The 25,729-nt window shown below is 61.1% G+C and carries 21 protein-coding genes and 1 pseudogene; 11 read left to right on the plus strand and 11 right to left on the minus strand.

Annotation, left to right across the window (positions count from 1 at the left end):
• Positions 1-129: 129 nt before the first annotated feature.
• Entirely contained in the window at positions 130-1,317 is a 1,188-nt protein-coding gene (locus tag AC0L2M_RS17560) for a glycine C-acetyltransferase (RefSeq protein WP_473535477.1), read from the minus strand.
• 281 nt (positions 1,318-1,598) lie between these two features.
• On the opposite strand from AC0L2M_RS17560, the gene AC0L2M_RS17565 reads away from it, so the two are divergent.
• Complete coding sequence (locus AC0L2M_RS17565) at positions 1,599-3,671, plus strand: putative bifunctional diguanylate cyclase/phosphodiesterase (protein WP_473535478.1); 2,073 nt, start codon at positions 1,599-1,601, stop codon at positions 3,669-3,671.
• Positions 3,672-3,786: 115 nt separating this feature from the next.
• Here the strand turns inward: AC0L2M_RS17565 and AC0L2M_RS17570 are convergent, their stop codons facing one another.
• Positions 3,787-4,212, minus strand: a complete 426-nt coding sequence (locus AC0L2M_RS17570) for a MarR family winged helix-turn-helix transcriptional regulator (protein WP_027153887.1) — start codon at positions 4,210-4,212, stop codon at positions 3,787-3,789.
• Between the two features lie 116 nt (positions 4,213-4,328).
• Here AC0L2M_RS17570 and AC0L2M_RS17575 point away from each other — a divergent pair, with 116 nt between their 5' ends.
• The gene (locus tag AC0L2M_RS17575) at positions 4,329-4,736 is read left to right on the plus strand and encodes a hypothetical protein (RefSeq protein WP_091600611.1); all 408 of its coding nucleotides are present in this window, start codon (positions 4,329-4,331) and stop codon (positions 4,734-4,736) included.
• A 398-nt stretch (positions 4,737-5,134) separates the two neighbouring features.
• On the plus strand, positions 5,135-5,596 hold the full coding sequence (queF, locus tag AC0L2M_RS17580) for a preQ(1) synthase (protein WP_023802331.1): 462 nt from the start codon (positions 5,135-5,137) through the stop codon (positions 5,594-5,596).
• Between the two features lie 91 nt (positions 5,597-5,687).
• On the opposite strand, the gene AC0L2M_RS17585 is transcribed toward queF, so the two are convergent.
• The 3 genes and pseudogenes from AC0L2M_RS17585 to AC0L2M_RS17595 all read right to left on the minus strand — a co-directional run bounded on the left by AC0L2M_RS17585 (position 5,688) and on the right by AC0L2M_RS17595 (position 7,660).
• Entirely contained in the window at positions 5,688-6,188 is a 501-nt protein-coding gene (locus AC0L2M_RS17585; protein WP_473535479.1) for a hypothetical protein, read from the minus strand.
• Between the two features lie 4 nt (positions 6,189-6,192).
• Positions 6,193-6,672, minus strand: coding sequence for a DUF3828 domain-containing protein (locus AC0L2M_RS17590; RefSeq protein ID WP_473535480.1), 480 nt, complete (start codon positions 6,670-6,672; stop codon positions 6,193-6,195).
• A gap of 110 nt (positions 6,673-6,782) precedes the next feature.
• Positions 6,783-7,660: pseudogene (locus AC0L2M_RS17595) on the minus strand (LysR substrate-binding domain-containing protein).
• A gap of 150 nt (positions 7,661-7,810) precedes the next feature.
• On the opposite strand from AC0L2M_RS17595, the gene AC0L2M_RS17600 reads away from it, so the two are divergent.
• Together AC0L2M_RS17600 and AC0L2M_RS17605 are read left to right on the plus strand one after the other, a co-directional pair.
• A complete protein-coding gene (locus AC0L2M_RS17600; RefSeq protein WP_473535481.1) occupies positions 7,811-9,049 on the plus strand; it encodes an aromatic ring-hydroxylating oxygenase subunit alpha in 1,239 nt (412 codons plus the stop codon).
• 4 nt (positions 9,050-9,053) lie between these two features.
• The gene (locus AC0L2M_RS17605; RefSeq protein WP_473535482.1) at positions 9,054-10,121 is read left to right on the plus strand and encodes an FAD-binding oxidoreductase; all 1,068 of its coding nucleotides are present in this window, start codon (positions 9,054-9,056) and stop codon (positions 10,119-10,121) included.
• A 163-nt stretch (positions 10,122-10,284) separates the two neighbouring features.
• Here the strand turns inward: AC0L2M_RS17605 and AC0L2M_RS17610 are convergent, their stop codons facing one another.
• Together AC0L2M_RS17610 and AC0L2M_RS17615 are read right to left on the minus strand one after the other, a co-directional pair.
• Positions 10,285-10,887, minus strand: a complete 603-nt coding sequence (locus tag AC0L2M_RS17610; protein WP_128184337.1) for a dimethylsulfoniopropionate lyase — start codon at positions 10,885-10,887, stop codon at positions 10,285-10,287.
• Between the two features lie 46 nt (positions 10,888-10,933).
• A complete protein-coding gene (locus AC0L2M_RS17615) occupies positions 10,934-12,970 on the minus strand; it encodes an NADH:flavin oxidoreductase (RefSeq protein WP_287055451.1) in 2,037 nt (678 codons plus the stop codon).
• A 147-nt stretch (positions 12,971-13,117) separates the two neighbouring features.
• On the opposite strand from AC0L2M_RS17615, the gene AC0L2M_RS17620 reads away from it, so the two are divergent.
• From AC0L2M_RS17620 to AC0L2M_RS17630, 3 genes are read left to right on the plus strand one after another with little or no spacing between them, the layout of a single operon-like run.
• Positions 13,118-13,747, plus strand: a complete 630-nt coding sequence (locus AC0L2M_RS17620; protein ID WP_027153879.1) for a TetR/AcrR family transcriptional regulator — start codon at positions 13,118-13,120, stop codon at positions 13,745-13,747.
• A 15-nt stretch (positions 13,748-13,762) separates the two neighbouring features.
• Positions 13,763-14,557 carry a pyrroline-5-carboxylate reductase family protein gene (locus AC0L2M_RS17625; protein ID WP_473535483.1) on the plus strand — a complete coding sequence of 265 codons (795 nt, stop codon included), beginning with the start codon at positions 13,763-13,765 and terminating at the stop codon, positions 14,555-14,557.
• Between the two features lie 43 nt (positions 14,558-14,600).
• Positions 14,601-16,586 carry an oxidoreductase gene (locus AC0L2M_RS17630; RefSeq protein ID WP_473535484.1) on the plus strand — a complete coding sequence of 662 codons (1,986 nt, stop codon included), beginning with the start codon at positions 14,601-14,603 and terminating at the stop codon, positions 16,584-16,586.
• Here AC0L2M_RS17630 and AC0L2M_RS17635 read toward each other — a convergent pair.
• The 3 genes from AC0L2M_RS17635 to AC0L2M_RS17645 all read right to left on the minus strand — a co-directional run bounded on the left by AC0L2M_RS17635 (position 16,581) and on the right by AC0L2M_RS17645 (position 20,615).
• Positions 16,581-17,276 carry a corrinoid protein gene (locus tag AC0L2M_RS17635; protein WP_287229806.1) on the minus strand — a complete coding sequence of 232 codons (696 nt, stop codon included), beginning with the start codon at positions 17,274-17,276 and terminating at the stop codon, positions 16,581-16,583. The two genes, AC0L2M_RS17630 and AC0L2M_RS17635, sit on opposite strands and share 6 nt — an antisense overlap.
• 95 nt (positions 17,277-17,371) lie before the next feature.
• Positions 17,372-19,021 (minus strand): ABC transporter substrate-binding protein, encoded by a 1,650-nt coding sequence (locus tag AC0L2M_RS17640; RefSeq protein ID WP_287229807.1) that lies wholly within the window; start codon positions 19,019-19,021, stop codon positions 17,372-17,374.
• A gap of 43 nt (positions 19,022-19,064) precedes the next feature.
• Positions 19,065-20,615 carry a trimethylamine methyltransferase family protein gene (locus AC0L2M_RS17645; protein ID WP_287229809.1) on the minus strand — a complete coding sequence of 517 codons (1,551 nt, stop codon included), beginning with the start codon at positions 20,613-20,615 and terminating at the stop codon, positions 19,065-19,067.
• Positions 20,616-20,708: 93 nt separating this feature from the next.
• Here AC0L2M_RS17645 and AC0L2M_RS17650 point away from each other — a divergent pair, with 93 nt between their 5' ends.
• Positions 20,709-21,611: a LysR substrate-binding domain-containing protein gene (locus tag AC0L2M_RS17650; protein ID WP_287229811.1), complete on the plus strand. Its 903-nt coding sequence runs from the start codon at positions 20,709-20,711 to the stop codon at positions 21,609-21,611.
• 15 nt (positions 21,612-21,626) lie between these two features.
• Here AC0L2M_RS17650 and AC0L2M_RS17655 read toward each other — a convergent pair whose 3' ends face one another.
• On the minus strand, positions 21,627-22,619 hold the full coding sequence (locus AC0L2M_RS17655; RefSeq protein WP_287229813.1) for a zinc-dependent alcohol dehydrogenase family protein: 993 nt from the start codon (positions 22,617-22,619) through the stop codon (positions 21,627-21,629).
• A gap of 104 nt (positions 22,620-22,723) precedes the next feature.
• Here AC0L2M_RS17655 and AC0L2M_RS17660 point away from each other — a divergent pair, with 104 nt between their 5' ends.
• Together AC0L2M_RS17660 and mutL are read left to right on the plus strand one after the other, a co-directional pair.
• Entirely contained in the window at positions 22,724-23,626 is a 903-nt protein-coding gene (locus tag AC0L2M_RS17660) for a LysR family transcriptional regulator (RefSeq protein ID WP_287229814.1), read from the plus strand.
• Between the two features lie 80 nt (positions 23,627-23,706).
• Positions 23,707-25,566 carry a DNA mismatch repair endonuclease MutL gene (gene mutL / locus AC0L2M_RS17665; protein WP_287229815.1) on the plus strand — a complete coding sequence of 620 codons (1,860 nt, stop codon included), beginning with the start codon at positions 23,707-23,709 and terminating at the stop codon, positions 25,564-25,566.
• Positions 25,567-25,729 lie beyond the last annotated feature (163 nt).

The following is a 25,729-nucleotide window of genomic DNA, read 5'->3' on the forward strand; positions in this document are numbered from 1 at the left end:
TCCGGCACCGGCACTTCTTCCATCCAGATGCCCGGCTCGGCCTTGGCCTTGACCAGCGCCTTCATCATGTTCGACATTCTTTTGTCCCTTGAAACTCTTGATCCGGAATCGCTTTTCGGTTCCGGTCGTTCAGGAAATCACACCAAGTTCGCGCCCGACCGCGCCGAACGCCTCGACCGCACGGTCGATGTCGGCGCTGGAATGGGCGGCCGACATCTGCGTCCTGATGCGGGCCTGGCCCTTCGGCACCACCGGAAACGAGAAGCCGATGACATAGATGCCGCGCTGCAGCATGCGCGCCGCCATCTCCTGCGCCAGCGTCGCATCGCCGAGCATGACCGGAACGATCGGATGTTCGGCGCCGGCCAGCGTAAAGCCGAGCTTACCCATTTCAGACCGGAACCGTGCCGCATTGGCATAGAGGCGCTGGCGCAGCGCATCGCCATTTTGGATCAGTTCGAAAACCCGGATCGAGGCGCCGGCGATCGCCGGCATCAGCGTGTTGGAAAACAGATAGGGACGCGAGCGCTGGCGCAGCCAGTCGACCACCTGGCTCTTGCCCGATGTGTAGCCGCCCGACGCGCCGCCCAATGCCTTGCCGAGCGTGCCGGTGATGATGTCCACCCTGCCCTCGACGCCGCAATGCTCGGACGAGCCGCGCCCGTTCTTGCCGACGAAGCCGACTGCATGGCTGTCGTCGACCATCACCATTGCATCGTACTTGTCGGCGAGATCGCAGACGCCCTTCAGATTGGCGATGATGCCGTCCATGGAAAATACACCATCGGTAGCGATCAGCCGAAAACGGCAATCCATCGCCTCCTTCAGCCGCGCTTCCAGATCGGCCATGTCGTTGTTGGCGTAACGGAAACGCTTCGCCTTCGACAGCCGCACGCCGTCGATGATCGAGGCATGGTTCAGCGCGTCGGAAATGACCGCATCCTCCTCGGAAAGCAGCGTCTCGAACAGCCCGCCATTAGCGTCGAAGCAGGAGCCGTAGAGGATCGTGTCCTCCATGCCGAGAAAGCCAGAAATCGTCGCCTCGAGCAGCTTGTGCTCTTCCTGCGTGCCGCAGATGAAACGCACCGACGCCATGCCGTAGCCATAGCGGTCGAGTGCCTGCTTGGCCGCATCGCGCAAGTCGGCGCTATCGGCGAGGCCAAGATAATTGTTGGCGCAGAAATTCAGCACCCTCTCGCCGCCCACCTCGATCTTAGCCGATTGCGTCGAGGTGATCACCCGCTCGGATTTGTAGAGGCCGGCCGATTTCAGCCCTTGAAGCTCGCTGTCGATATGGGAGAGGAATGCCGCGCTCATGATTTGGCCCTGTTGAGATTGAATGGACTGTCGCCCCGCGCGGGCGAAAAATCCACCGCAAAAGCGACGGCTTCGGTGACCCGACGGTCAGTGGCCAGAATGCCGCCCCAGAATGCCGCCAAATGGCAGATGTTCAAATGCAGCTGCGGCGCGAAAGAAGGCGATAACCATTTTGCGAGCTTTTCACCGCTGCTGCTGTGTCGGCTTCCGGAGCTGTTAACCTTTCAAGCCAATGGTTCTCATACCCAACAATCTGTCGGCGAGAGGGACCGCCCCAGAAAATGTCGCAGCAACCGATGCAAACCATTTCGGGCAAGCTCATATTGCTGATCAAGGCAGGCTATTGGCTGGCGCTGCTGATCATTGCAGCCATGGTGATGGCCTCCTTCATCCTTCTCCAGCAGATGATGGCTGGCCATCGGCACGACGACACGCTGCTCGATATTGTCGGCATGCAAAAGGTGCTGTCGCAACGCATTGTCTTCCTTGCCAACGCGGCAGGAGCAGCTACGCCCAACCAACAACCGGCTCTGGTCACCGCATTCAAACAGGCCACGGCCGACTTCGAGAGGAACTACGACCTTCTGCTCGAGCGTGTGGTCGCCGACCCGGCGTCACCGGCAAGGCTCGATCCAAAATCAGTCGAGAACGTCCTTTTTGCCAAGCCGTTTCATCTCGATTACTTCTCGGTCGGGCTTATCGCCAACGGCGAACGCCTGGTTTCGGCGTTTGAATCGCAACTCGGCATGGCCGACAATGGCGGCTACAAGGGTGGCGGCGAACGCGTCAACCTCGACGCTTCCGTAGCCAATGCGGCCCTGTCGGGCTATGCGGCACTCGGTCAGCGCATCAGCGCCCAAGCCGACGCGCGATCGGAGAGCCTTCTCGATCTCCATCGAACGCTGTTCTACTCCACCCTCGGGGTCATCGTGCTGGTGGCACTTTTCATCTTCAGGCCGATGTCGAACGCCATCCTGCGCAAGACGCGTGAACTGATCGATACCCGCAATTCCATGGCCTTCATCGCCGTGCATGACGGCCTTACCGGCCTGCACAACCGCACCTTCCTGACCGACCATTTCGATACGCTGATCAAGGGCGCGCAGCGCCGGCGGGAGCGGCTTGCGGCGGTCCACCTCGACCTCGACCGGTTCAAGCAGATCAACGACACGCTTGGCCACGCCGCCGGCGACTATGTGCTGGTGGTGACGGCGCAGCGCATGCGTGATTCCTGCCGGGCGTCGGATCTCTGCGTGCGTCTCGGCAGCGACGAGTTCGTGATGATCCTCAACGGTGCCGGCGGCACCGAGGACATCAACACGGTCGCCGGGCGCGTCCTGTCGCAGATCAACGAACCGATCGTCTATCGGGGCGCGACCATCCTCCCGGGCGCCAGCGCCGGCGTCGCCGTCTATCCGGTCGACGCCGACAATGCGCAAGACCTGCTCGTCCATGCCGACCTCGCGCTCCACGCCGCCAAGAAGCAGGGTGGCGGCAGTCTCTCATTCTTCTCCGAGGAGTTGCGGCATGAACTCGACTACCGCAAGCGGCTCGAGCATGACATCAGGATCGCTATCGCGGAGAAGACGTTCCAGGTCTATTTCCAGCCACAGGTTTCGTTGTCGAACGGCACAATCGGCGGCATCGAGGCGCTGGTTCGCTGGAGACATGCCGAGCGCGGCATGATCGCACCGGGCGAGTTCATTCCCATCGCCGAGAAATGCGGACTCATGCCTGCGATCGGCCGCATCGTCATCGCCAAGGCAATCGGCGAGGCGGCGGAGTGGAACCGTGCCGGCATTGCCTTCGGACGGCTCGCCGTCAACGTCTCCGGCTCCGAATTGCGTGAGGCCGATTTCGACACCTTCCTCTTCGGTGCGCTGGAAAAGGCTGGGCTGCCGCCACAAAAACTGTCGCTCGAGATCGTCGAATCCGTCATTCTCGACGACGAGAAGACCGGCATCGCGGCAAAGCTGCGGCACATCCGCGCCACCGGCGTCCATCTTGAACTCGATGATTTCGGCACCGGCTACGCGTCGCTCAGCCACGTCAACCCGAACGAGATCGACAGGCTGAAGATCGATCGCCGCTTCGTCCAGAACATCAATGAGAACGGCGACAACACCAAGATCGTGCGTGCCATCACCGAACTCGCCCGCGGCCTTGGCATCTCGATCGTCGCCGAGGGCGCCGAAACCGAGGCTGAGCTCGATTCGCTGATGGCGATCGGCTGCGACCAGGTGCAGGGCTACTCGATCGCCTTCCCGATGCCGCAGGACCAGGTACGCGAATGGCTGGTCGCGCGGGCGCCGAAGAGAGCCAGGCTGACGGTGCTGCAGGGAAGGCTGGCGTAAGGCGCCAACCTTGACACGCCGCTTCGGAAATGGCGGCCTGATGGGGTTACGGCCGGTCCGTAGCCGGCTGCCGCTACATCTTGGGCTCGCTGAACAATGCGTTCGGCAGTTGGGATCAATCGACATTCGCCCGTAGCGTCGCCAAAACTTCTGCGAACTCCGCCAGCCTGTCGTCCGACAACCCGGTCCGCAGCCGCTTGTCGAAGGCAATGGCTGCCGTGCGCAATTTCAGGAACAGCGCCTCTCCCGCTTCGGTCAGTTCGACCTGATGGACGCGGCGGTTTTCCGGATCGCGGCGCCGGGTCAGCAAACCTTGCGTCTCCATCGCGTTCAGATGGTGGGTCAGCGTCGCGCCTTGGATTCCGATCATGCCGGCGAGCTCACGCTGGTTGGCCAGTTCGCGCGACTTGATCGACAACAGCGTGACCCAGACCGGCAGCGTGCCGCCCGCCTCGACCAACGTGGCGTCAAAGGCCTGGGCGACAAGCTTTGCGGTGCGGGCGAGATTCATCCCGACTGGCGGGCGGTCGAAAAGCGTCATGATCCGACACTAGAGTAAGGGAAAGGCCGATGGAACTGGCCCTTTGACTTTACATTGACATCTAATCGTTTGATATCTAACTTTATGGTTGGCGGAAGAAAAGGAGGAACGCGGTCATGCAGTATGTCTACATCATCGTCCTCGGCCTTCACGTATTGGCCGGTGTGTTCTGGGCTGGAACGACCATCGCTGTCGCCCGCGATCCGGAGATTCGGATCGAACGGTTTTTCCGGCCGCAAATGAACGCGGCCGGCATGGTTTTCCTGACCGGCGCCCTGCTCTGGTATTTCTTCCACAGCGGCTCTTTCGGTTCGATGGAAATGGTTCTGGCCCTGGGTATCGCGACGGCCTTGATTGCCGCCGGTGTTCAGGGAGCGCTGGTCGGCTCTGCCAGCAGGCGGCTTGCCGGCACTGACTCGGCGACGGAAACGCAGTTGCGCGCGAAAATGACAAGGGGCGAACGCATCGCTGGTGGGCTGCTGGTCATCACCGTGCTCTGCATGGCCACCGCCAGAATGTTTTGAGCGGCCAGCCGCTATCGCGGTTTAAGAGATCGTACGGTGTCTGGCTGCAAGCCGGCGGCGTGCGCAGCGCGCAGATCGGACCGACGTGCCTGGTGGCTCTCCGTGGGGAGGTTCGGCTGCGCGCCACCAAATCAAATCCGAAGTGATCTTCAGATCCATACCATCCTCGGAAATAGGCCGGCTCGTGGCTGGTCGACATGACCCGGTTCTTCAGCGTCAAATGTTTGAGCTGATAGGGCTGGAGAAGCGGATCGCTGGTGGTCATCGTCTTCCTGTTTCAAATTGTGCTAATGAGCGGCAGATTTTTGTCTTTTCGCGCATGTCGTACCCAAGTCCGCGCACCCTCGGGTCGGGCCCGTGGGCAGGCTTTTGGGCGACATGCAGTAAGGAACCCGCCGATGACCGATACGAAAAACCTTACCCAGCTCGGCACCAACGTCGAGGCGCCACAGAACCCTGACGCAGCAGTCCTGGAGACCGTGCCGTTTTCGCGCGGCGATGGGCCGCCAGCCATCGTTCGCTTCACCTGCCCGGAATTCACTTCGCTCTGCCCGGTCACCGGCCAGCCGGACTTCGCCCACATCGTCATCGACTATGCACCCGACACGCTGCTGGTGGAATCGAAGTCGCTGAAGCTGTTCATGACCTCGTTTCGCAACCATGGCGCCTTCCATGAAGAGTGCACCATCATGATCGGCCGCCGCATCATCGCTGCGACCAAACCACTGTGGTTGCGGATTGGCGGCTATTGGTATCCGCGCGGCGGCATTCCGATCGACGTATTCTGGCAGACCGGCGCGCCGCCGGAAGGCGCATGGCTGCCCGACACCGGTGTTGCGCCCTATCGCGGACGCGGCTGAATTCTGCTGCGAGATGTCCGGCGGGACAGCAGGATCGCCAACTCTGGTTTTCAATCGCCATCAGGCGATCAACTCATCGGTCCGTTCTCACTCACACTGATATTGGCTGAGCGCCCATTCGCCGGTCACCGACAGAAGGTCCGATATCTTCCAGTCGCCGTCGACCTTTTTTCTTCCATTCCAGCCGGTGCGGATTGCCGGCAACGATAAAGGCGACGACGACCTTGGCCTCATCGCCTTTGACCGCTTCAACAGCCTTCAGGCTGTTGTCGATCTCGGCCCTGTCGTACGCCGCATTGTCGAGCGCCATGTTGGGGTCGAGGCATTCGCCCTGCCCCGATTTCCGCAGCGCATCGCTCTTGTCGAGCACCGACTTCGCGGGATCGACGAAATGGCTGCGCTGAGCCGGATCGAGCTCGAGCCCGACATGCTCGTAAAACGGTTTCACCATCGCCGTCGGCGAACCCGGCCGCAGCGGAGCTGCCCGTGCATTTTCTGCTGAGAGCGGCGCGCTGAACAGGCCCTGGCCAGCGGTGCTGCTCAAACCCGCGGCCAGCAGGCACGCAGTCGCCAGGGCCAGGGCGCGGGCCATGGCGTCACTCCGGAGTCTGGCCAGCCAGGCATTCGAGCGCACTCAGCGTCCAGCCGCTGGTCTTCGAGGTGATGTCGGCAATCTTCCACTGGCCGTCGATCTTCTTCAGCGACCAGACCATTTCGCGTTTGGATTCATCGCCTTCCGGGAAAAGGTTGAACGTCACTGTCACGTTGGCGCTGTCGCCATCCACTGCTTCAGACAGCTTCAACGTCTTGGCGACTGTCTTCTCGTCAAAATCCTGCGCGTCGAGACCGGGGGCGAAGTCGATGCAAGGCACCTCGTCCGGCTTGTTCTTCTGCGCCTGGTCGTTGAGGTCGAACAGCCTTGTCACCGGCTCGGTGAAACGGTCGCGGTATTTCGCGTCGGCCTCGAACTTGACCTCGGGCATGTAGAAGAACTTCACCGCATTGGAGGCCGGCCCGGCCAGGGCGGCCGCAGGCGCTGCGATCGAGAGAGCGGCGGCAAGCACAATCAGTCTCATCCGATAATCTCCAGGCTTTCGTGGTTTGAACCCGTTCAATACCACGAATCCATAGCGAGCGCGGTGACGTGAAGCCGCCCGAAGAAGTCAACGAGCAAGAGAGCAGCTGCTCAAGAGCTTTTGGCGAGCCAGCTCGCAAAAAGCCGCGCTTTCGAACCTGCCCTGAGATGGATTTTCAGATAAAATGCCCTGGGTGAGGGAATGTTGTCGGGTACAAGTGTGACCAGCCGGCCCTGTTCCATCAGGCTTTTGACCAATCCATCCCACCCCAAGACCGCCCCGATATCATCCTGAGCGGCCTGGAGGGCAATCATGTAGTTGTTCACGGAAAACCTGCGGCCTTTTGGGATGGTGTGTCCAAGCGCTTGAAACCACTCCGGCCAGTTCGTCCAGTCGGTTTCCTCGTTGTTCATATGAATCAAAGGCGCCTTGAGCAGATCCTCAACTCGGCCAATGCCGTGCTCGGCGGCGAATTTTGGAGTTCCAAGCGCGACAATGCGATCTTGAAAAAGTTTGTGACACTCCTCGGGACTTTCCTGCGCATCCCCGTATTGAATACTTAGATCGCAGCGGGCGGCTATTGCGGGAACGTCGCTGACGATCTGCGAGACAGTGATGGTGGGATGCTCTTCCAGAAGGCTGAGATCTTCGGTGTAAGCCATAGCGAACTGACGGCCGTCGTTGTCCGGATGGTCACGTCAGCGGTTTCCGGGCGATCGCGCATGTGAGTGACGGCGTCGGAAATCGTCTCAAGCCCGCGCTGCACGGCAACGAACAGGAACGCTCCTTTCTCAGTCAATTCGACGCCGCGGCTCAAGCGCAGGAACAGGTTGCATCCCAAGTCACCCTCAAGCGCCTTGATCTGGTGGCTGATCGCGGCGGGCGTCACATTCAATTCCTGGGCGGCGTTTTTGAAACTCGCATTTCGGGCGGCTGCCTCGAAGCAGATGAGAGCCGTCACCGAGGAGAGATCGTACGGTCTTGGCATCAACGCTTCTTCGGACCCGCTTTTTGGACGGCTCGCTGAGTGCAACAGATTAGCTGAACTAAATCGTTCTGAAAATTAGTGCTATTGCGCAAAAGGCGTCCAGGCAAGAAAATTTCATCTCAAATGTGCACGCCAACTATGGAATTCCGCATGAACGCCCCCTCGCCCTCGATCCAAGAGTTGCTAGCGCGCCGCGTCTCGGGTTATGCCCTTGAGCAGCCCTTTTACACTTCGCCGACGATTTACCAGCTCGATCTCGAGCACATCTTCTACCAGGAATGGCTCTACGCGGCTCCGGCATGCCAGCTTGCGAAAGCTGGTAGCTACGTGACGATGCGCGTGGGTGCCTATGAGGTGGTCATCGTGCGCGCCGGCGATGGTGAAATCCGCGCCTTCCACAATTCCTGCCGCCATCGCGGCTCGATGATTTGCAAGGCGCGCGAAGGCCAAGTGGCCAAACTCGTCTGCCCCTATCACCAGTGGACCTATGAGCTTGACGGCAAGCTCATCTGGGCAAATGACATGGGGCCCGACTTCGACATGTCCAAACACGGGCTGAAGCCGGTCCATCTGCGCAATCTTGCCGGCCTGATCTACGTCTGCCTGTCCGCTACGCCCCCAGACTTCGAACCGTTTGCCGACCTGGCCCTTCCCTACCTAGAGGTCCATGACCTTAACAATGCGAAGGTCGCGCATACGTCGACTATCATCGAGAAGGCCAACTGGAAGCTTGTGTGGGAAAACAACCGCGAATGCTACCACTGCAGCGGCAACCACCCGTCGCTCTGCCGCTCCTTCTCGCTCGACCCGGACGTTGCCGGGGTGTCTACCGACGGGTCGGTCTCGGCGACCCTCCAGGCGCATTTTGACCGTTGCGAAGCCTCAGGCGCGCCGGCGCAGTTCCGGCTTGGCGGCAGCGGCCAATTTCGCCTGGCGCGGATGCCGCTGCAGCAAAAGGCGGTGAGCTACACGCTCGACGGCAAGGCTGCCGTTCACAAGAATCTTGGCCGGGTGGCTCTGCCCGAAGCAGGCTCGCTGTTGATGTTCCATTATCCAACGACCTGGAGCCACTTCCTGCCGGATCACTCCTTGACCTTCCGAGTCACGCCAATCAGCGCCACGGAGACCGAGGTCACCACCACCTGGCTGGTGAACAAAGATGCCGTCGAAGGGCGCGACTACGACCTCAAGCGCCTGACCGAGGTCTGGATTTCTACCAATGATGAAGACCGTGAGATCGTCGAAACCAACCAGCAAGGGATCTTCTCTCCTGCCTATGTTCCCGGACCATATTCGCCGGTTCAGGAAAGCGGTGTGACCCAATTCGTCGATTGGTATGCGAACTGGCTTGAGCGCTCTCAGGCCTCGATGCGATTGGCCGCGGAGTGAACCAATGAACGTGGTGGCAAAACCCAGGCTGGTCTTCTGGACCGACGCGGAAGAACTCGAATGTGCCTCCTTTCTTCCGGAGGCGCCGAACGTCCTGACCTTTTGTTTCCGGTCGCCGTCCGGATCGCTGTTCAATTTTGATCCAGGGCAGTTCCTCACTTTGGAACTGCCCATTCCCGGCGGTCCGATCTACCGGACCTACACGATATCCTCATCTCCGTCGCGGCCGACCTCGCTGACCATTACCGTAAAGGCGCAGGCCGACTCTGTCGGAACGCAGTGGATGTTTGACAGCCTCCGTCCGGGCATGCGCCTGCGGGCAATTGGTCCGGGGGGCACCTTCTCGATGGCACATCAGCCAGCCGAAAAGTTTCTTTTCATATCGGCCGGCTCGGGCATCACACCGATGATGTCCATGACCACTCATCTGTATGATTCCGGGGTTGATCCGGACATCGTCTTCGTCCACTGCGCGCGCCGCCCTTCTGAGATCATCTTCCGCGAACGGCTGGAGCATATGGCGTCGCGCGTAACTGGCATCGACCTGAAATGGGTGGTTGAACAGACCGATCCATACAGGCCGTGGACCGGTTACAGAGGCATGTTCAACCAGTTGATGCTCGGACTGATGGCGCAGGATTATCTTGATCGCGAGGTGTTCTGCTGCGGGCCCGAGCCCTTCATGCAAGCCGTGCGCGAGGCGCTGGCCGGTCTCGGTTTCGACATGGCGCATTACCATCAGGAAAGCTTCCGCGCGCCGCTTCCTGAGGCCGAGAAGGTCCCGGATGACTTCGTTCCCACCGCGAACAACGAGGCCGAGATCGAATTTGTCCTATCCGGCGTCTCGGCGAAATGCGTCGAGACGGATACGATCCTGGCTGCGGCACGGGCTGCCGGTCTGGTGATCCGATCTGGTTGCAGTATGGGGATATGCGGGACATGCAAGGTTCGCAAAATCGACGGCGATGTGCATATGGTCCACAATGGCGGCATCACCGACGAAGAGATTGCCGACGGCTATATCCTTGCTTGCTGTTCTAATCCGGTTGGCCGTGTGAAAGTCGAGATATAGCAACCATTTCGCGATCTTTGATCAAGGCGCTTCTTCGAAATCGACAGCGCCTTGACGGTCCGCGGTCACCGAAGTCGATGATGAAGCTATTGATGAGTCACGCGCTTCACCCGCAAGGCGGTCTTGGCTCTTCCCTCGAGCCGCAACCCGATTTCGGGCAAGCTCAGTGATGCGTCTGATCCACCAACAGCGCCCAGAAAGCGAACAGCGGCCGATCCAGCGATCTCATTGCGTGTTTGATGCCTGGCGGATTGTAGAATGATCCACCGATGCCGGGCGAAAACCAATCCTTGTCAGCCTGCTTGAACTCGCCATGCGAAAGCACGAGGTAGGTTTCTTCCGGCGGATGATCGTGGTCGGGATACCGGACGTGAGGAGCCATCAAAGTGACGCCGAGCCACAGATCGTTTCTGTCCTCGAGACCGCCCGGGCCAAGGATCATCGCGTTGGCGTGACCGTCACGGAAATTGCTGCTGGCAGGCGGGGCGGGATTTGATTTTAGCCGCCATTCGAGCAGCGGCTCGATCGCCTTGAAGCGCTCAATCAAGTTGCGGAGCGTAGGCGGGATCGCCTCTTCCGCCAACGCCGGGCCAAGATAGGAACAGACCGGCAAACGGCTCCCGGCCTTGGTCCTTTCCAGCCCGGGAACTTCCGATTGGGCGAAGAGCTGGATGATCGATCTGCGCGATCGCAGGTCGTGTGAGAACTGGTCGAAGGCCACGAACGCTGTGTCTACAAAATATTGCAGGGCCTCACTTCTGTTCATCTTTCAGCCCTTGTTGTGAGCGGACGCTATGGTCCGCTGCCGGATGTTAGATATCTTTCGCCAGTCGCAGCGCGTCGTAGATCGCGGCGTGGGTGTTGCGAGCTGAAACGGCGTCGCCGATACGAAAGAGTTGGAATTGGCCCTGCGCATTCCGCACCACCGACTGTGGTTGCCCGGCGATGAGCTCATCTTGCGAAATCTCGCCGTGGTTGGTCGATTTCGGTTTCAGTTCGAAATAGATGTCGTCCAGCGGAATGGTGCCGTGATTGACGACAACCTGATCCACGACGCGCTGTTTGGATATGCCGCCGTAGTCACTGCCGACATTTGCAATGAGCTGATTGCCATTCTTTTCAACTGACTCGAGCCGATAGGTAACGGTGAAGGTCACATCGAGTTTTTGAAGAGACCTCATGTACGGCACGAGGTTCATAGCCATGACCTCGGGTGAGAATGACCGGTCCGGTGTCATGATTTCAACCTTCGCTCCGGCGCCGGCGAGGAATTCCGCGGCCTGGAGTGCCGCGTGGTCACCCGCGTCGTCGAAGATGAGGACATTGCTTCCCGGCTTTGCGTCTCCGGAGATGATGTCCCAAGACGACACCACGAACTCGTTGCCCTTGGAAAGGACGTCGGTGTGCGCCACCCCGCCCGTTGCGACGATGACAACGTCCGGATTTTCCGCCTCGATGGTTTCGGCTTCCGCCCAGGCATTGAACCTGATGGCCACTCCATGTTTTTCGCACTGGGCCATGCGCCAATCGATGATGCTCATCATCTCCTTGCGGCGCGGGCTCAGCGCTGTCAGCCGGATCTGCCCTCCAGGGTCGCTGGCGGCCTCGAAGACCACGACCTCGTGTCCCCGCTCACCCGCGACACGGGCGGCCTCGAGGCCAGCCGGACCTGCACCGACCACGACAACTTTCTTGCGGCTGTCGGCCTTGGCGACAATATGCGGCATGGTCAGCTCACGGCCAGTCGCGGCGTTGTGAATGCAGTATGCCGCCCCGCCCTGATAGATACGGTCAAGGCAATAGTTTGCACCCACGCAGGGCCTGATTTCGTCTTCGCGCTTTTCGATGATCTTGCGCACGATGTGTGGGTCGGTCATGTGGGCACGCGTCATGCCGATCATGTCGACCTTACCCGATGCAATCGCGTGGCGCGCTGTCGCCACATCCGGTATTTTCGCTGCATGGAAGGTTGGGAAGTTGGTTGCCGCACGAATCTCGCCGGCAAAATCAAGATGCGGCGCATTCGCCATTCCCTGAATTGGAATGACGTCCGTCAGGCCCGCATCGGTATCGATGTGCCCGCGGATCACGTTGAGGTAATCGATCAGTCCGCTTTCCTTGAGACGCTTGGAGATTTCAATGCCCTCCGACACGCCAGTGCCGCCGGGGAGACGTTCATCCGCGGTGTATCGTACGCCTAGGATAAAGTCGTCGCCGACCCGTGACCGGATCGCCTTGAAGACGTCCATGCAAAAGCGCATGCGATTATCGAGCGAACCACCATACGGACCGTCAAGTTCGTTCGTGAGAGGAGACACGAACTGGTCGATCAAGTGGCCATAGGCCTCGAGTTCGACGCCATCCATCCCGCCTGCCTTCATTCGCTCAGCGGCGTCCGCAAAGTCCTTGATGATGCGTTCGATATCCCAGTCTTCAATTTTCTTGGGAAACGCGCGGTGGGAGGCTTCACGATGATGGGACGGCGCCAGAACGGGAAGCCAGTCACCTTTATCCCAGCGTGTACGCCGTCCAAGATGGGTTAGCTGGATCATGATGGCGGCGCCCTCTTCGTGCACCGCATCTGTCATCTGCCTGATCCACGGCACGATCTCGTCCTTGTAGGCGAGCAGGTTGTTGAAAACCGGGGGACTGTCCTTCGAGACGGCCGCGGACCCGGCTGTCATCGTCATCGCCACACCGCCCTTCGCCCTTTCAACCGTGTAGGCAAGATAGCGCTCCTTCGGCATCCCGTCCTCGGGATAAGCCGGCTCGTGGGAGGTCACGATGATGCGATTGCGCAGGGTCAAATGCTTGAGTTTGTACGGCTGCAGAAGGGGATCGCTCGACATCTGACGGACTCCGGGCTGAGATGGCAGGTGCGAACGCTATCGAAAATGTACATGCATGTCAAGTTTCTCTTCTGAGAGGTAGATAGAATCGACATTGCTGTACATTTTGCTGGTTTTCACTTTGATATTTTGGTAGGCTGATCACTCATGGAGCAAATTTCGAACGATAGCGGATGGCGCGGATCGCCGGAGGGGTGGCTTGAAGCCGCCTACGACCTGCTTCTTGAATCCGGCGTCGACACGGTGAGAATATCGCCACTGGCCAAGAAATTGGGCCTGTCGCGCACCAGCTTCTATTGGTTCTTCAAGGATAGAGAAGAATTGTTGGCTGCCCTCGTGACCCGTTGGCGGGACAAGAACACCGGCAACCTCGTCAAGCAGGCTGAGGCATATGCCGAGACGGTCGCCGAAGCGATGCTGAACGTTTTCGACTGCTGGCTCGACAAATCCTTGTTCGATTCCCAGTTCGAGTTCGCAGTCAGAAGCTGGGCGCTTCAATCCCCTGACATTCTGGCGGAGGTGCAGAAAGCCGACCAGACGCGTCTCGATGCGTTGAGCCAGATGTTTGTCCGCTTTGGTTACGACGAAGGCTCAGCCGATGTTCGAGCGCGCACCATCTACCTCGTGCAGATCGGCTACATCTCAATGCAGACCAGCGAAGATCTCGCGGACCGCATGAAGCGCATTCCCGGCTACGTGGAGATTTTTACAGGTAAGGCCCCGCGGAAGCGCGAGCTCGACCGATTCTTCGCCAGACACGGCCATTCGGCGGGCTGAGGAAGCGTTTCGCCAATGGGTGAACCCTTGAGCATCGGAATAATCGGCGGAAGTGGCTGGCTTGGACGCGCTATCGCCGAGGCCATCATTGATGCGCAAACAGTCGCCGCAGAGCACCTGACGCTCTCTCATCGAAGTGGGAAACCCGACTTTCTGCCAAACGCTTCATGGACCAGGGACAACCAGGAACTGGTGGATCGATCTGATGTCATCATCGTCTCGGTCCGGCCCCAGGATTGGCCTGCCATCGACATTACTGCGTCCGGCAAGCTCGCCATGTCGGTTATGGCCGGGATCACTCTCGACCAACTGGCGGGACGTCTTAAAACCGACCGCGTCATCCGCACGCTTCCGAATGCAGCGGCAGAGGTGCGGAATTCCTATACTCCCTGGATAAGCTCTCAGGGCGTCACCGCCGATGACCGCAATGTCGTTCGCCGGATTCTGGAGGCCTGTGGCGCGGCCGATGAAGTCAAAACAGAAGCAGATATCGACTATTTGACGGGCCTCACCGGATCCGGTCCAGCCTTTCCGGCGCTTTTGGCGGCGGCGATGATGGACGACGCCGTCAGCCGAGGAATGGATCCAGATATTGCCCGGCGGAGCGTCAGCGCGGTGCTTGTTGGAACCGGAAAACTCCTCGAGGCTCGTCCAGACAATCCCAAAGATATCGTCCAGACCTTCCTCGACTACCGCGGCACCACCGCGGCAGCGATCGAAGCCATGCGCGCAGCCGGGTTTGAATCTGCCGTGGCAGACGGCCTTGCCGCGGCGCTCCAGAAATCCGTGACTATGGGACAAGCCACCTGACTGCCGAACGAGCCGGGCCTCCCTCCGACCGCTGGTGAGAACTATGTCAAAACTCTTTCCGCATCTGTTTTCACCTGTAAAGCTAGGCAGCCGCACGCTGCGAAACCGGATCGTGTTCGGGGCTCATACCGCCAACATGGCCGAAAACGGCGTGCCGACCGAACGACACGTTGCCTACTATGCCGAGCGAGCGCTCGGTGGGGCCGGCATGATTGTTGTCGAACCCATGCCCGTCCATCAGGCCGCCGTCCTGACACGCGGCAATTTTCGACCTGGCGACGATAGCGTCATTCCTCATTTCCAACAGGTCACGCGCGCGATCAAGGACCACGGGGCGATCGCCATCCAGCAGCTCTATCACGTCGGAGCGCACGGGGATTCGGACAACTCATTTCACGCGCATTGGTCGCCCTCGGGCCTGCCGAGCTATCATGACAGCGACGGTTCCCACGCCATGTCCGAGGGTGAGATTTGGGAAACCATCGACAGCTTCGTTCAGGCGGCGCGCCGCTGCCAGGAAGCCGGTTTCGACGGCGTCGAAGTCTGGGCTGCTTATCTCGGACTGGTCGATCAGTTCTGGACGCCCTGGACAAACCGACGCGAGGACCAATGGGGAGGGTCGCTCGACAACCGCACGCGAATCTCGCGCGAAATCCTAACCCGCATCCGCGAAAGATGCGGCCTCGATTTCATCATTGGACTCTCGGTCAGCGACGAACCTGACTACACAGTCGCGCTCAGTCGCCAGGAACTGGCGGAGATCATTCGGCTGCATGATGAGCAGGGGCTGATCGATTACGTGACCTGCGGCACCGGTAGCTACCTCGATTTCTACAAGATAATGCCGACGTTTCTCTATCCGGAGAAGCTTGGCGCCGATCTTGCTAAGACCCTCAAGGCCGTGGTCAAGACGGCCCTCGTGGTCGCCGAAAGCCATATCAGGACGCCTGAAAACGCCGAAACCGTGCTCGGCGAGAAAGCTGCAGACCTGGTGTCGATCGTCCGGGGCCAGATCGCCGACCCGCATCTGGCACGCAAAGCCGCGGCAGACCGGCCCGAGGATGTGCGCGGATGCATATCCTGCAACCAGATGTGCTGGGGCCGTCGTTCCCGCGACTACTGGATCAGCTGCCTTATCAATCCCTCTGCGGGGCGCGAGTTTGAATGGGGTGGTGACCGGTTCACGTCCGCTGCCATCAAGAAACGGGTGCTTGTCGTCGGCGGCGGTCCCGCCGGCCTCGAGACGGCTCGGGTTGCCGCCGAGCGAGGTCACGACGTGGTGCTGGCTGAAGCCTCCAGTAGGCTGGGCGGAAACTTTCTGCTCGCCGGGCTGCAGCCGCGCCGCGGGCAAATCCTCGACCTTCTCGGGTGGTATGAACGCCAGCTTGACAAGCTGAACGTCGACGTTCGACTCAACACCTACGTCGAGGCTTCGGAAATCGCCTCTTTCCAAGCTGATACCGTCATCCTGGCCACGGGATCGGTGTCTCCCGAAACCGGATTTCAGAAGGCTCTGCCGGCAATGCCAAGCCTGCCAGGCATAGAAAAGGGCAATGTTTTCTCGATCGAGTCCGTTATGGCCCGCCATGCACGACCAGGTAAGCGCGTGCTTTTGCTCGACGAGGGCGGAGGCTGGCGCGGTTGTGGCACGGCCTGGAAACTTGCCGAGGATGGCCATCAAGTGACCATTCTCACGCCCGATCCGTTGGTCGGCAAGGAACTGCAGCGGACGGCTGCCGATTTCCCGCTGCGACGGACATTGCGCCAGCTTGGCGTCACATGGCTGTTGGATGTCAGCGTGCTGGAATGGCACGGGGACGGCGTGACCATCGTTGACCACAACACGCGTGAAGAAAGCTTCGTGCCGGGCGATTGCCTTGTACTTGCAACCACCAATGTGGCGGCGAATTGGCTGGCGAAAGAGTTGGAAAGCACGTCCCAGCCTTTCATGGAGGTCGGCGACGCCGTCGCTCCGCGCCAGGCGCCCTACGCCTTCCACGAAGGACGGAAAGTTGCCTTGCGGCTATGACACGCGGACGTTGTGCTTGCGATTCATGAAGTCCTTGGCGGTCTCGACCGCCACGGCTGCGTCGCGGCAATAGGCGTCGGCGCCGACGGCCTTGCCGAATTCCTCGTTGAGCGGCGCGCCGCCGACCAGCACGACGTAGTCGTCGCGGATGCCCTTTTCCTTCATCGTGTCGATGACGACCTTCATGTAGGGCATGGTCGTCGTCAGCAGCGCCGACATGCCGATGATGTCAGGCTGGTGCTGTTCGATGGCGTCGAGATATTTTTCCACCGCATTGTTGATGCCGAGGTCGATGACGTCGAAGCCGGCGCCCTCCATCATCATGCCGACAAGGTTCTTGCCGATGTCGTGGATGTCGCCCTTGACGGTGCCGATCACCATCTTGCCCTGCTTCGGCGCGCCGGTGGCGACAAGCAGCGGACGCAGGATGAACATGCCCGCCTTCATCGCGTTGGCCGACAACAGCACTTCCGGCACGAACAGGATGCCGTCGCGGAAATCCTCGCCGACGATGCGCATGCCTTCGACCAGCGCCTCGGTCAGCACCTTGTAAGGCGCCCAGCCGCGCTCGAGAAGGATGTTGGTGCCTTCCTCGATCTCTTCCTTCAGCCCGTCATAAAGGTCGTCGTGCATCTGCTGCACGAGTTCGTCGTCGGAAAGCTCGGAAAGGATGATCTCGTCGTCGGCCATGTTTGACGCACTCACTGATTTCAATAGCTTGCGGTCCGCCGGCACCTGTTTTCTGCAACGGGTGCCGGCGGGTATTGCCAGTCTTGGGAGCTAACTCAGGCGTCCAGCCAGACGTTCTGGAAGTCCATTTGGTAGGTCTGGTGCATTCCGTAATTCTTCACCTTCTTGCTCATGTGGCAGTAGAGCTTCTGCCAGAACGGCTGGATGATGACGCCGGAATCCTGCAGGATCTGCTCCACGTCTTTCATCACCTCCTTGCGCTTGGCAGGATCAGCCAGCGAGAGCGCCTGTTTCAGCTTGGCGTCGAAATCCGGGTTGGCATAGGCCGTTTCGTTCCAGGCCTCGCCCGAGCGATAGCCGAGCGCCAGCACCTGGACGCCGAGCGGGCGCATGTACCAGATGGTCATCGAGTACGGATACTTCGTCCAGTCATTCCAGAAGGTCGAGCCCGGCAGCACCGTACGCTTCACCTTGATGCCGGCATCGCGCAATTGGCCGGCGATCGCATCGCCGGTGTTCTTCTGCCATTCGTCCTCGACGGTGATCAGCTCGTGCTCGAAGTCGGCCTGCCCGGCATCCGCCATCAGCTTCTTGGCGGCGGCGGCGTCGCGTGTCTTCTTGGGCAGCGGATAGTATTCGGGATGGATCGGGGCGACGTGGTGGTTCTCGCCGACGGTGCCGAGCCCGGCGTAGCCGAGCTGCATGACGGCATTGTTGTCGACAGCCATCTGCAGCGCATTGCGTACTCGCTGGTCGTCATAGGGCTTGTGGGTGATGTTGGTGCGGGCAACGAGCGTCGTCGCCGTCGCAACCTCTGATTTCACCAGATCCATCTGGTCGAGGATGTCGATGAAGTCGGCGGGTGTCTCGAAATTGACGTCGATCTCGCCGGATTCGAAGGCATTCACCGAGGCGTTAAAGTCGGTGCCGTAGTCGATGAATTCGACGCTGTCGAGCGGCGCTTCACCGCCCCACCACTTGCCGTTCTCGCGACGCTTGACGACCGCCTTCGTACCTACTTCATAGGACACCAGTTCGAAGGGTCCGGTACCGATTGGCTTCTTGATCGGGTCGGCGCCATCCTTGTCGAAGTCGCGATGCACGACCAGAGCCGGATAGTCGGTGAAGCCCGGTATGATCGCGATGTCGGGTTCGGACAGCTTCAGCTTGACCGTGTGGTCGTCGACCTTGGTGATGGCGCCATCCCTGGCCTTGCCGGTTTTTGCGTCGATCAGCGCACCGACGCGCGCGGCCATTGAATTGCCGGAAGCACCCTTCTCGCACCAGCGGTTCAGATTGGCGACCACGTCATCGGCGTTGAAGGCATCGCCATTGTTCCAGGTGATGCCTTTGCGCAGATGCAGTGTGTATTCGGTGGCGTCGTCATTGACGTCCCAGCTTTCGAGCAGGACCGGCTCGAACGTGAACTGGTGCGTATAGCGGACGAGCGGCTCCAGCCAAGTCCGGGTGACGTTTGCCATCTCGGTCCAGTCATAGGTGCGCGGATCCTTCTGCGCCTTGACCGACATCGCGACACGCAGCGTTCCACCCTTTTTCGGTTCGTCGGCCAGGGCCTTTGTCGGCGCGGCAAGGCCGATCATGCCATAGGCGAGAGCCGTCGACGCGCCGAAAGCACTGGCCAGCGCCAGGAATTCGCGCCGGTCCATGCGGCCTGCACGCGTCTCTTTCGCCATTGCCTCGATAGCGCCCGGCACGCGGTCGCCATTGCTTCTGAAGAATGTCATTTTTTTCTCCCTTTTTGTTCCCGTTGGTTGTTCGTCCGTCGCGTCAACTGACGCTGTTTGGCAGCGCCTCCTCGCGCCGCGCAATGAAATCCGTCAGCCCCTCGGCGATGCCCTCATCAAGTTTCGGCTCCTGATAATCCGCCAGCATGTTGCGCGCTTTCTCGCGACCGCGTGTGTCGTGATCCTTTGCGCCTTCTGCCTTCCACTGTTCGTACGAATTGAAGTCCATGATCGAGGGTATGAAGAAGGCCGACTCGAAATGTTCGAGCGTGTGTTTGGTGCCGAGGAAGTGGCCCTGCGGGCCCACCTCGCGGATTGCCGCCATCGCCTCCTTGAAATCGTCGAACGGAAGCCCGCCGGCATATTTGTACCAGCCGACAAGCTGTTCGCAGTCCGTCGCGAATTTTGAATAGCCGCAGCTCAGGCCGGCCTCCAGCCACCCGGCGGAGTGCCAGATGTAGTTGGCGCCGGAGAGGATGGCGGCATGCATCAGCATGTTCGCCTCGTAGCCCGCCTGGGCGTCATTGAGCTTCGACCCGACGTGGAAGCCCGAGGTGCGCCACGGCAACCGGTATTTGCGTGCCAGAGCTCCCATGAGATACATCATCTGGGCGGCCTCCGGCGTGCCGCCCATCGGGGCGCCGGTCTTCATGTCGACGGTGACCATGAACTGGCCGTAGATCTGCGGCGACCCCGGACGCAGCAGCTGCGTGAACGCGACACCCGCCAGCGCTTCCGCATTGACCTGCGCGACCGCTCCCACGGCAGACGCAGAAGTAGAGGCGCCGCACAGCGCGAAGGGCGCCAGGATCAGCGGCTGGTTGCTGCGCGCATAGACCTTCATCGCATCCAGCATGGTGGCGTCCCACACCAGCGGCGAATTGCAATTGGTGATCGACACCAGCACCGGATTGTCGCGGACATAGTCCTCGCCAAACACGATGCCCGCCATCGCCATGGTGTCTTCGGCTCGCTCCTTTGATGTCACGATGCCCATGAACGGCTTGTCGGAATGCTTCAGCGCCGAATGGATGATGTGGAGGTGACGCTTCGGCACCGCAATTTCCATCGGCTCGCAGATGACCGAACTCGACGAGTGCAGCGCCGGCGCCATGTAGGCGAGCTTGTGGAAATTCTTGAGGTCGGCGAGCGTGCCATAGCGCCTGACATTGTCGAGGTCGCGCACGTAGGGCGCCCCGTACATCGGCACGAAGATGGAATTCTTGCCGCCGACGCGGACGGTACGCTGCGGGTTGCGGGCATTGAGGGTGAATTCCGACGGGACCTTCGACACCAGCTCCATCAGGAGCGCGCGGTCGATCCGGACACGTGTCTCGGAAACATCGGCTCCGGCCGCCTTCCACAGGGCGATGGCCTCGTCGTCGCGGAACTCGCAGCCAACCTCTTCGAGGATCAGGAGCGACTCCTGGTGGATCAGCTCCACCGCCTCGTCCGGGACCATCTCATACACAGGAATCTTGCGGACCAGGGTCGGAAACGACGCCATGGGAATTCCCCGCAGCGTCTTGCGCCCCACGCGGCCACCCGCTCGACGGTTGGTGTGTTCGGTGACTTCGGCGGCCGGTGCGTTCATTGAAAACTCCATCCTCCCAGAGTCAGTCAACTTAGCGAGACAAAATACAGCTGTGACGCTGGAAAATCCTGATCTCTTGTATAAGTTCAGCTTATGCGAAGCCTGCGCCACCTGCTGCCGTCCGCCGGCAGCCTGATCGTTTTCGAAGCCGCCGGGCGGCTGTCGAGTTTTACCGCCGCCGGGCGAGAGCTTGGCATGACGCAGGCTGCGGTGTCCTATGCAATCCGCGGGCTTGAAGAGCAGCTCGGCGCGAAACTCTTCCAGCGTCGCCATCGACAAGTCAGCCTGACCGAAGCCGGTGACCGCTTTCACGCCGACGTCTCGCTTGGCCTGTCGCACATCCGCAAGTCGGCGGAGGATTTGCGCCTACAGGCGACCGGCGGCCATGTGACGCTTGCCGCGTCGACGGCTTTCGGCTCGTTCTGGATGATGCCGCGCCTGCAGCAGTTCCGCGACGAACTGCCGGGCATCGACCTGCGCATCCAGACCGCCGACCGCGATCTCGACATCATCGCCGAGGGCATCCCGCTCGCTGTGCGCGGTGGCGAGCCCCGGGAATGGCCGGACTATCATTCACTGCGACTGGCCGACGAGGAGATATTCCCCGTCGCCGGCGTGAGCTATGTGGCACGGTTCGGGCTGCCGGAAACCGTCGAGGATCTTCAATCGCACCGGCTCATCCATCTCGAAGAGCCGTTTCGCGAGGCCGCGAGCTGGGACGAGTGGTTCGCCTCGGCCGGGGTCAACATCACCGATGCCGGGCGCGGATTGCGCATCAACGACTATGCGCTGGTGATCCAGGCGGTCATGGAAGGGCAAGGCATTGCGCTCGGCTGGGGCCACCTCGCCGAGCGCCTGCTGGCGTCAGGACTGCTCGTGCGTGCGACCGGCCACACGATGACGACCGGCAAGGGCTTTCATGTCATCTGGTCGAGAACCCGCGACCTCAGCGACAATGCTCGCAAGGTGCGGGACTGGCTGGCCGCGCAGGCGTGAGGCTCCCATTAATGCTCAATCAACCGTCACGACGATCTTGCCGAATTGCTCGTTCGACTCGAGAAAGCGATGCGCTTCGACGATCTGCTCGAATGAAAAGGTTTTGGCGATTACCGGCTTTAGCGAACCCGACATCAATCCGTCGAGGATGAACGCCTTGGCAGCTTCCAACTTCACCGGATCGCCAGTGATCTCGTGGACGAGATAGCCGCGCAGCGTCAGCGTCTTGGCCAGCACATCGAACAGCGGGAACGGCGTCGGCTCGGGGCTCAAGCCGCCATATTCGATGAGAATGCCATCCCGTGCCATCGCCGCCGTCAGAGGTTCGAAAATCGGGCCGCCGACTGCGTCGAAAACCACTCGGATGTTGTCCGGACTGGCGATTTCCTTCAGCCGGGCTTCCAGATCTTCGTCCGCTGAAGCGACGACATGGGCCGCCCCGAACTTGAGCAGGGCCTCTCTCTTGGCAGATGTCCGCGTCACCGCGATCGCGGTCGCACCAACGATGTTGGCAATCTGGATCGCGGCAAGTCCGACACTGCTCGATGCCGCGGTAATGACGACGAAGTCGTCTCTGCTGAGCTTGGCAATGTCGATCAGTGCGCCATAGGCGGTGAGATATTGCATCCAGACGGCTGCCGCCTCTTCCCAGGTAAGCGATGGCGGGTGCTTGGCCACGAGATGGGCGGGATATGTGGCGATCTCACCATAGGCGGGCCAGCGGGCCATCGATAATGGCGGCACGACGCTGACGGCGTCACCTGGCGCAAAACCGTGCACGGCTTCGCCGACCGCTTCGACGACACCCGCTGCCTCAAGGCCAAGACCGGAAGGCAACGGCGGCGTCTGGATATAAGTGCCCGAACGCAGCAGCGCCTCGGCCCGGTTGAGACCCAATGCCTTGACCCGGATCTGAATCTCGCCCCGACCGAGCGCGGGAATATCGAGATTCTCGATGCGCAGAACCTCGGGACCACCATGCTCATGAAAGCGAACAACACGTGCCATGCGGCCATAACTCCAAAATATTTGAACCGAATACGCTATGCCATCGGCCATCCGGCAGATAAATGCTTGCTTGGGCAAGACAGTAGAAACTGGGAGTTTTGAATATGGATCGCCTTACGAGCATGGCCGTGTTCGTCAAAACCGTCGATCTCGGCTCGTTCGCGGCGACTGCTGCCGCTCTCGATCTGTCCGGACCGATGGTCGGCAAGCATGTCCGGTTTCTCGAGGAGCGTCTGGGCGTGCGCCTCATCAACCGGACCACACGCCGCCAGAGCCTGACCGACTTCGGGCGCGCCTACTATGAGCGCTGCCGGATGGTACTCGCTGAAGCCGAAGCTGCGGATGCACTGGCGGCCGATCAACTTTCCGAACCACGCGGAAAGCTGCGCGTCATCATGCCCGGACACTTCGGCCGGCGCTGCGTTGCCCCGATCCTGCTGGAGCTTGCGCAGCGATATCCCGCTCTGGAACTCGACCTGTCTTTCAGCGATCCCATCGCCGATCTTGCAGAGGATGGCTGCGATCTTGCCATCCGGACCGGCAATCTGGAGGATCAGGCCGGCGTGATGGCGCGTCGCGTCGCGCGCCAGCGCATGGTCGTCTGCGCGTCGCCATCCTATCTCGAGATGCACGGGCAGCCACGGCGGGTAGAGGATCTCGGCAGCCACCAGACCATCATCTACCGCCGTTCGGGCCGTGTCGTTCAACCGTGGCTGTTTCCGCGTGATGGCCAGCGTGCGCTGGAGGTCATGCCGGTCAGCCGGCTGCGGCTCGACGACCTCGCTGCGATCGCCGATGCTGCGGCAGCCGGCATGGGGCTCGCCTGGCTGCCATACTGGCTGGTGCGTGAGTGCATTCAGGCCGGTGCACTTGTCGTGCTGTTGCCGGAACAGCCGGGATTTCTTTACGACGCCTATGCGCTCTGGCTGCAGACGCCTCACTTGCCGCTGAAGGTCCGCCTTGCCGTCGACGCGCTGGCAGCGGCACTGCCCAGGCTGATGACGTGAAATGCAGGAGCACGGTGAGCGGCGCGGATTCCTGAATTCGCCCCTCCCGCTTGGGCGACGAATCCGCGTATAGTACCCCCATGCCCATTCGCCAGCTTTCCGAAACGATGATCAACCAGATCGCCGCCGGCGAAGTCATCGAGCGTCCGGCAAGCGTGGTCAAGGAACTGGTCGAGAACGCACTCGATGCCGGCGCTGGGAGAATAGAGATCGTCACCGCCGGCGGTGGGCTGAACCTGATCCGCGTCACCGACGATGGCTCAGGCATTCCGGAAAAGGAACTCCCGCTGGCGATCGCACGCCATTGCACCTCGAAGCTCGCCGATGACATTCACGACATCCACTCGCTCGGCTTTCGCGGCGAAGCGCTGCCGTCGATCGGCTCGGTGGCGCGGCTGTCGATCCGCTCGCGCACCGCCAACGGCGACAGCGCCGCCGAGATCGGCATCGAGGGCGGGCGCGTGTCCGCCGTCAAGCCGGCGGCCGCCAATCGCGGCACCACGGTCGAGGTGCGTGACCTGTTCTTCGCCACGCCGGCGCGGCTCAAATTCATGAAGGGCGAGCGCGCCGAAAGCTCGGCGACCAGCGACGTGATCAAGCGTATCGCCATCGCTTTCCCGGCCGTGCGCTTCACGCTGGCCGGCTCCGACCGCTCGACGCTGGAACTACCGGCGACCGACGACAGCCCGGAAGGCCGGTTGCGCCGCGTCGCGCAAGTGATGGGCGCCGACTTTCCGGCCAACGCGATCGCCATCGACGCCATGCGCGACGGTGTGCATCTTGCCGGCCACGTTTCGATACCATCCTTCAGCCGCGCCAACGCGCTGCAGCAATATGCCTATGTCAACGGCCGGCCGGTGCGCGACAAGCTGATTGCCGGCGCCATCCGGGGCGCCTTCGCCGACGTGCTGCCGCGCGACCGCCATGCGGTGACGGTGCTGTTCCTGACGCTCGATCCGGCCATCGTCGACGTCAATGTCCACCCGGCCAAAGCCGACGTCCGCTTCCGCGATCCGGGGCTGGTGCGCGGGCTGATCGTCGGCGCCATTCGCGAGGCGCTGGCCAATGCCGGCATCCGTGCCGCCACATCAGGAGCGGCCGGCATGATGGCGGCATTCCGGCCAGGCGCAGCATCCTATGCGCATCCAGGACCGGCCAACGGCCATCGCAGCTACGAAGCGGCCTACCGGGCCTCCGGCTTCGCCGGTTTCGATCCGGCCCGCTCGCCGCAACGGCCGCTGGATGCAGGATCTGCAAATGGCGGCTTCGGCGAAAACGATCAGGCGGCGTTCGCTGCCGGTTCGCTTCACAGCGCCGACGCGCGCGCCGGACAAGACGAAGCGGCGGAGACGCTGCTCGGCATGGCGCTGGGTGCCGCACGCGCCCAAGTACACGAGAACTACATCGTCGCGCAGACCAGGGATTCGCTCGTCATCGTCGACCAGCATGCGGCGCATGAGCGGCTGGTCTACGAGGCGCTGAAGAACGCATTGCATGCGCGCGCCGTGCCGTCGCAGATGCTGCTTTTGCCCGAGATCGTCGATCTGCCGGAAGAGGATGCAGAGCGGCTAGCCTTGCATTCCGAAACGCTGGCCCGCTTCGGCCTCGCCGTCGAACGCTTCGGCCCGGGTGCGGTCGCGGTGCGCGAGACGCCGTCGATGCTCGGCGAAACCAATGTCCAGCAGCTGGTGCGCGACCTTGCCGACGAGATCGCCGACAACGACACCGTCGACACGCTGAAAGAGCGGCTGGACAAAATAGCCGCGACCATGGCCTGCCACGGCTCGGTGCGTTCCGGCCGCCTGCTCAAGCCGGAAGAGATGAACGCGCTGCTGCGCCAGATGGAGGCGACGCCCGGGTGCGGCACCTGCAACCACGGCCGCCCGACCTATATCGAGCTCAGGCTCGCCGACATTGAGAGGTTGTTCGGGCGGCGGTGAAGGGCTCGCAGGGCGCAGCCCCCACCCGGACCTTCGGTCCGACCTCCCCACAAGGGGGAGGTAGGAAGCCTAGCCGCGGACGCCTCGCAAGGAACTTACCCTCCCCCTTGTGGGCCCTTGTGGGCCCTTGTGGGCCCTTGTGGGGAGGGTCGCTGCAAAGCAG

The organism is Mesorhizobium sp. WSM4806 (assembly GCF_055811635.1).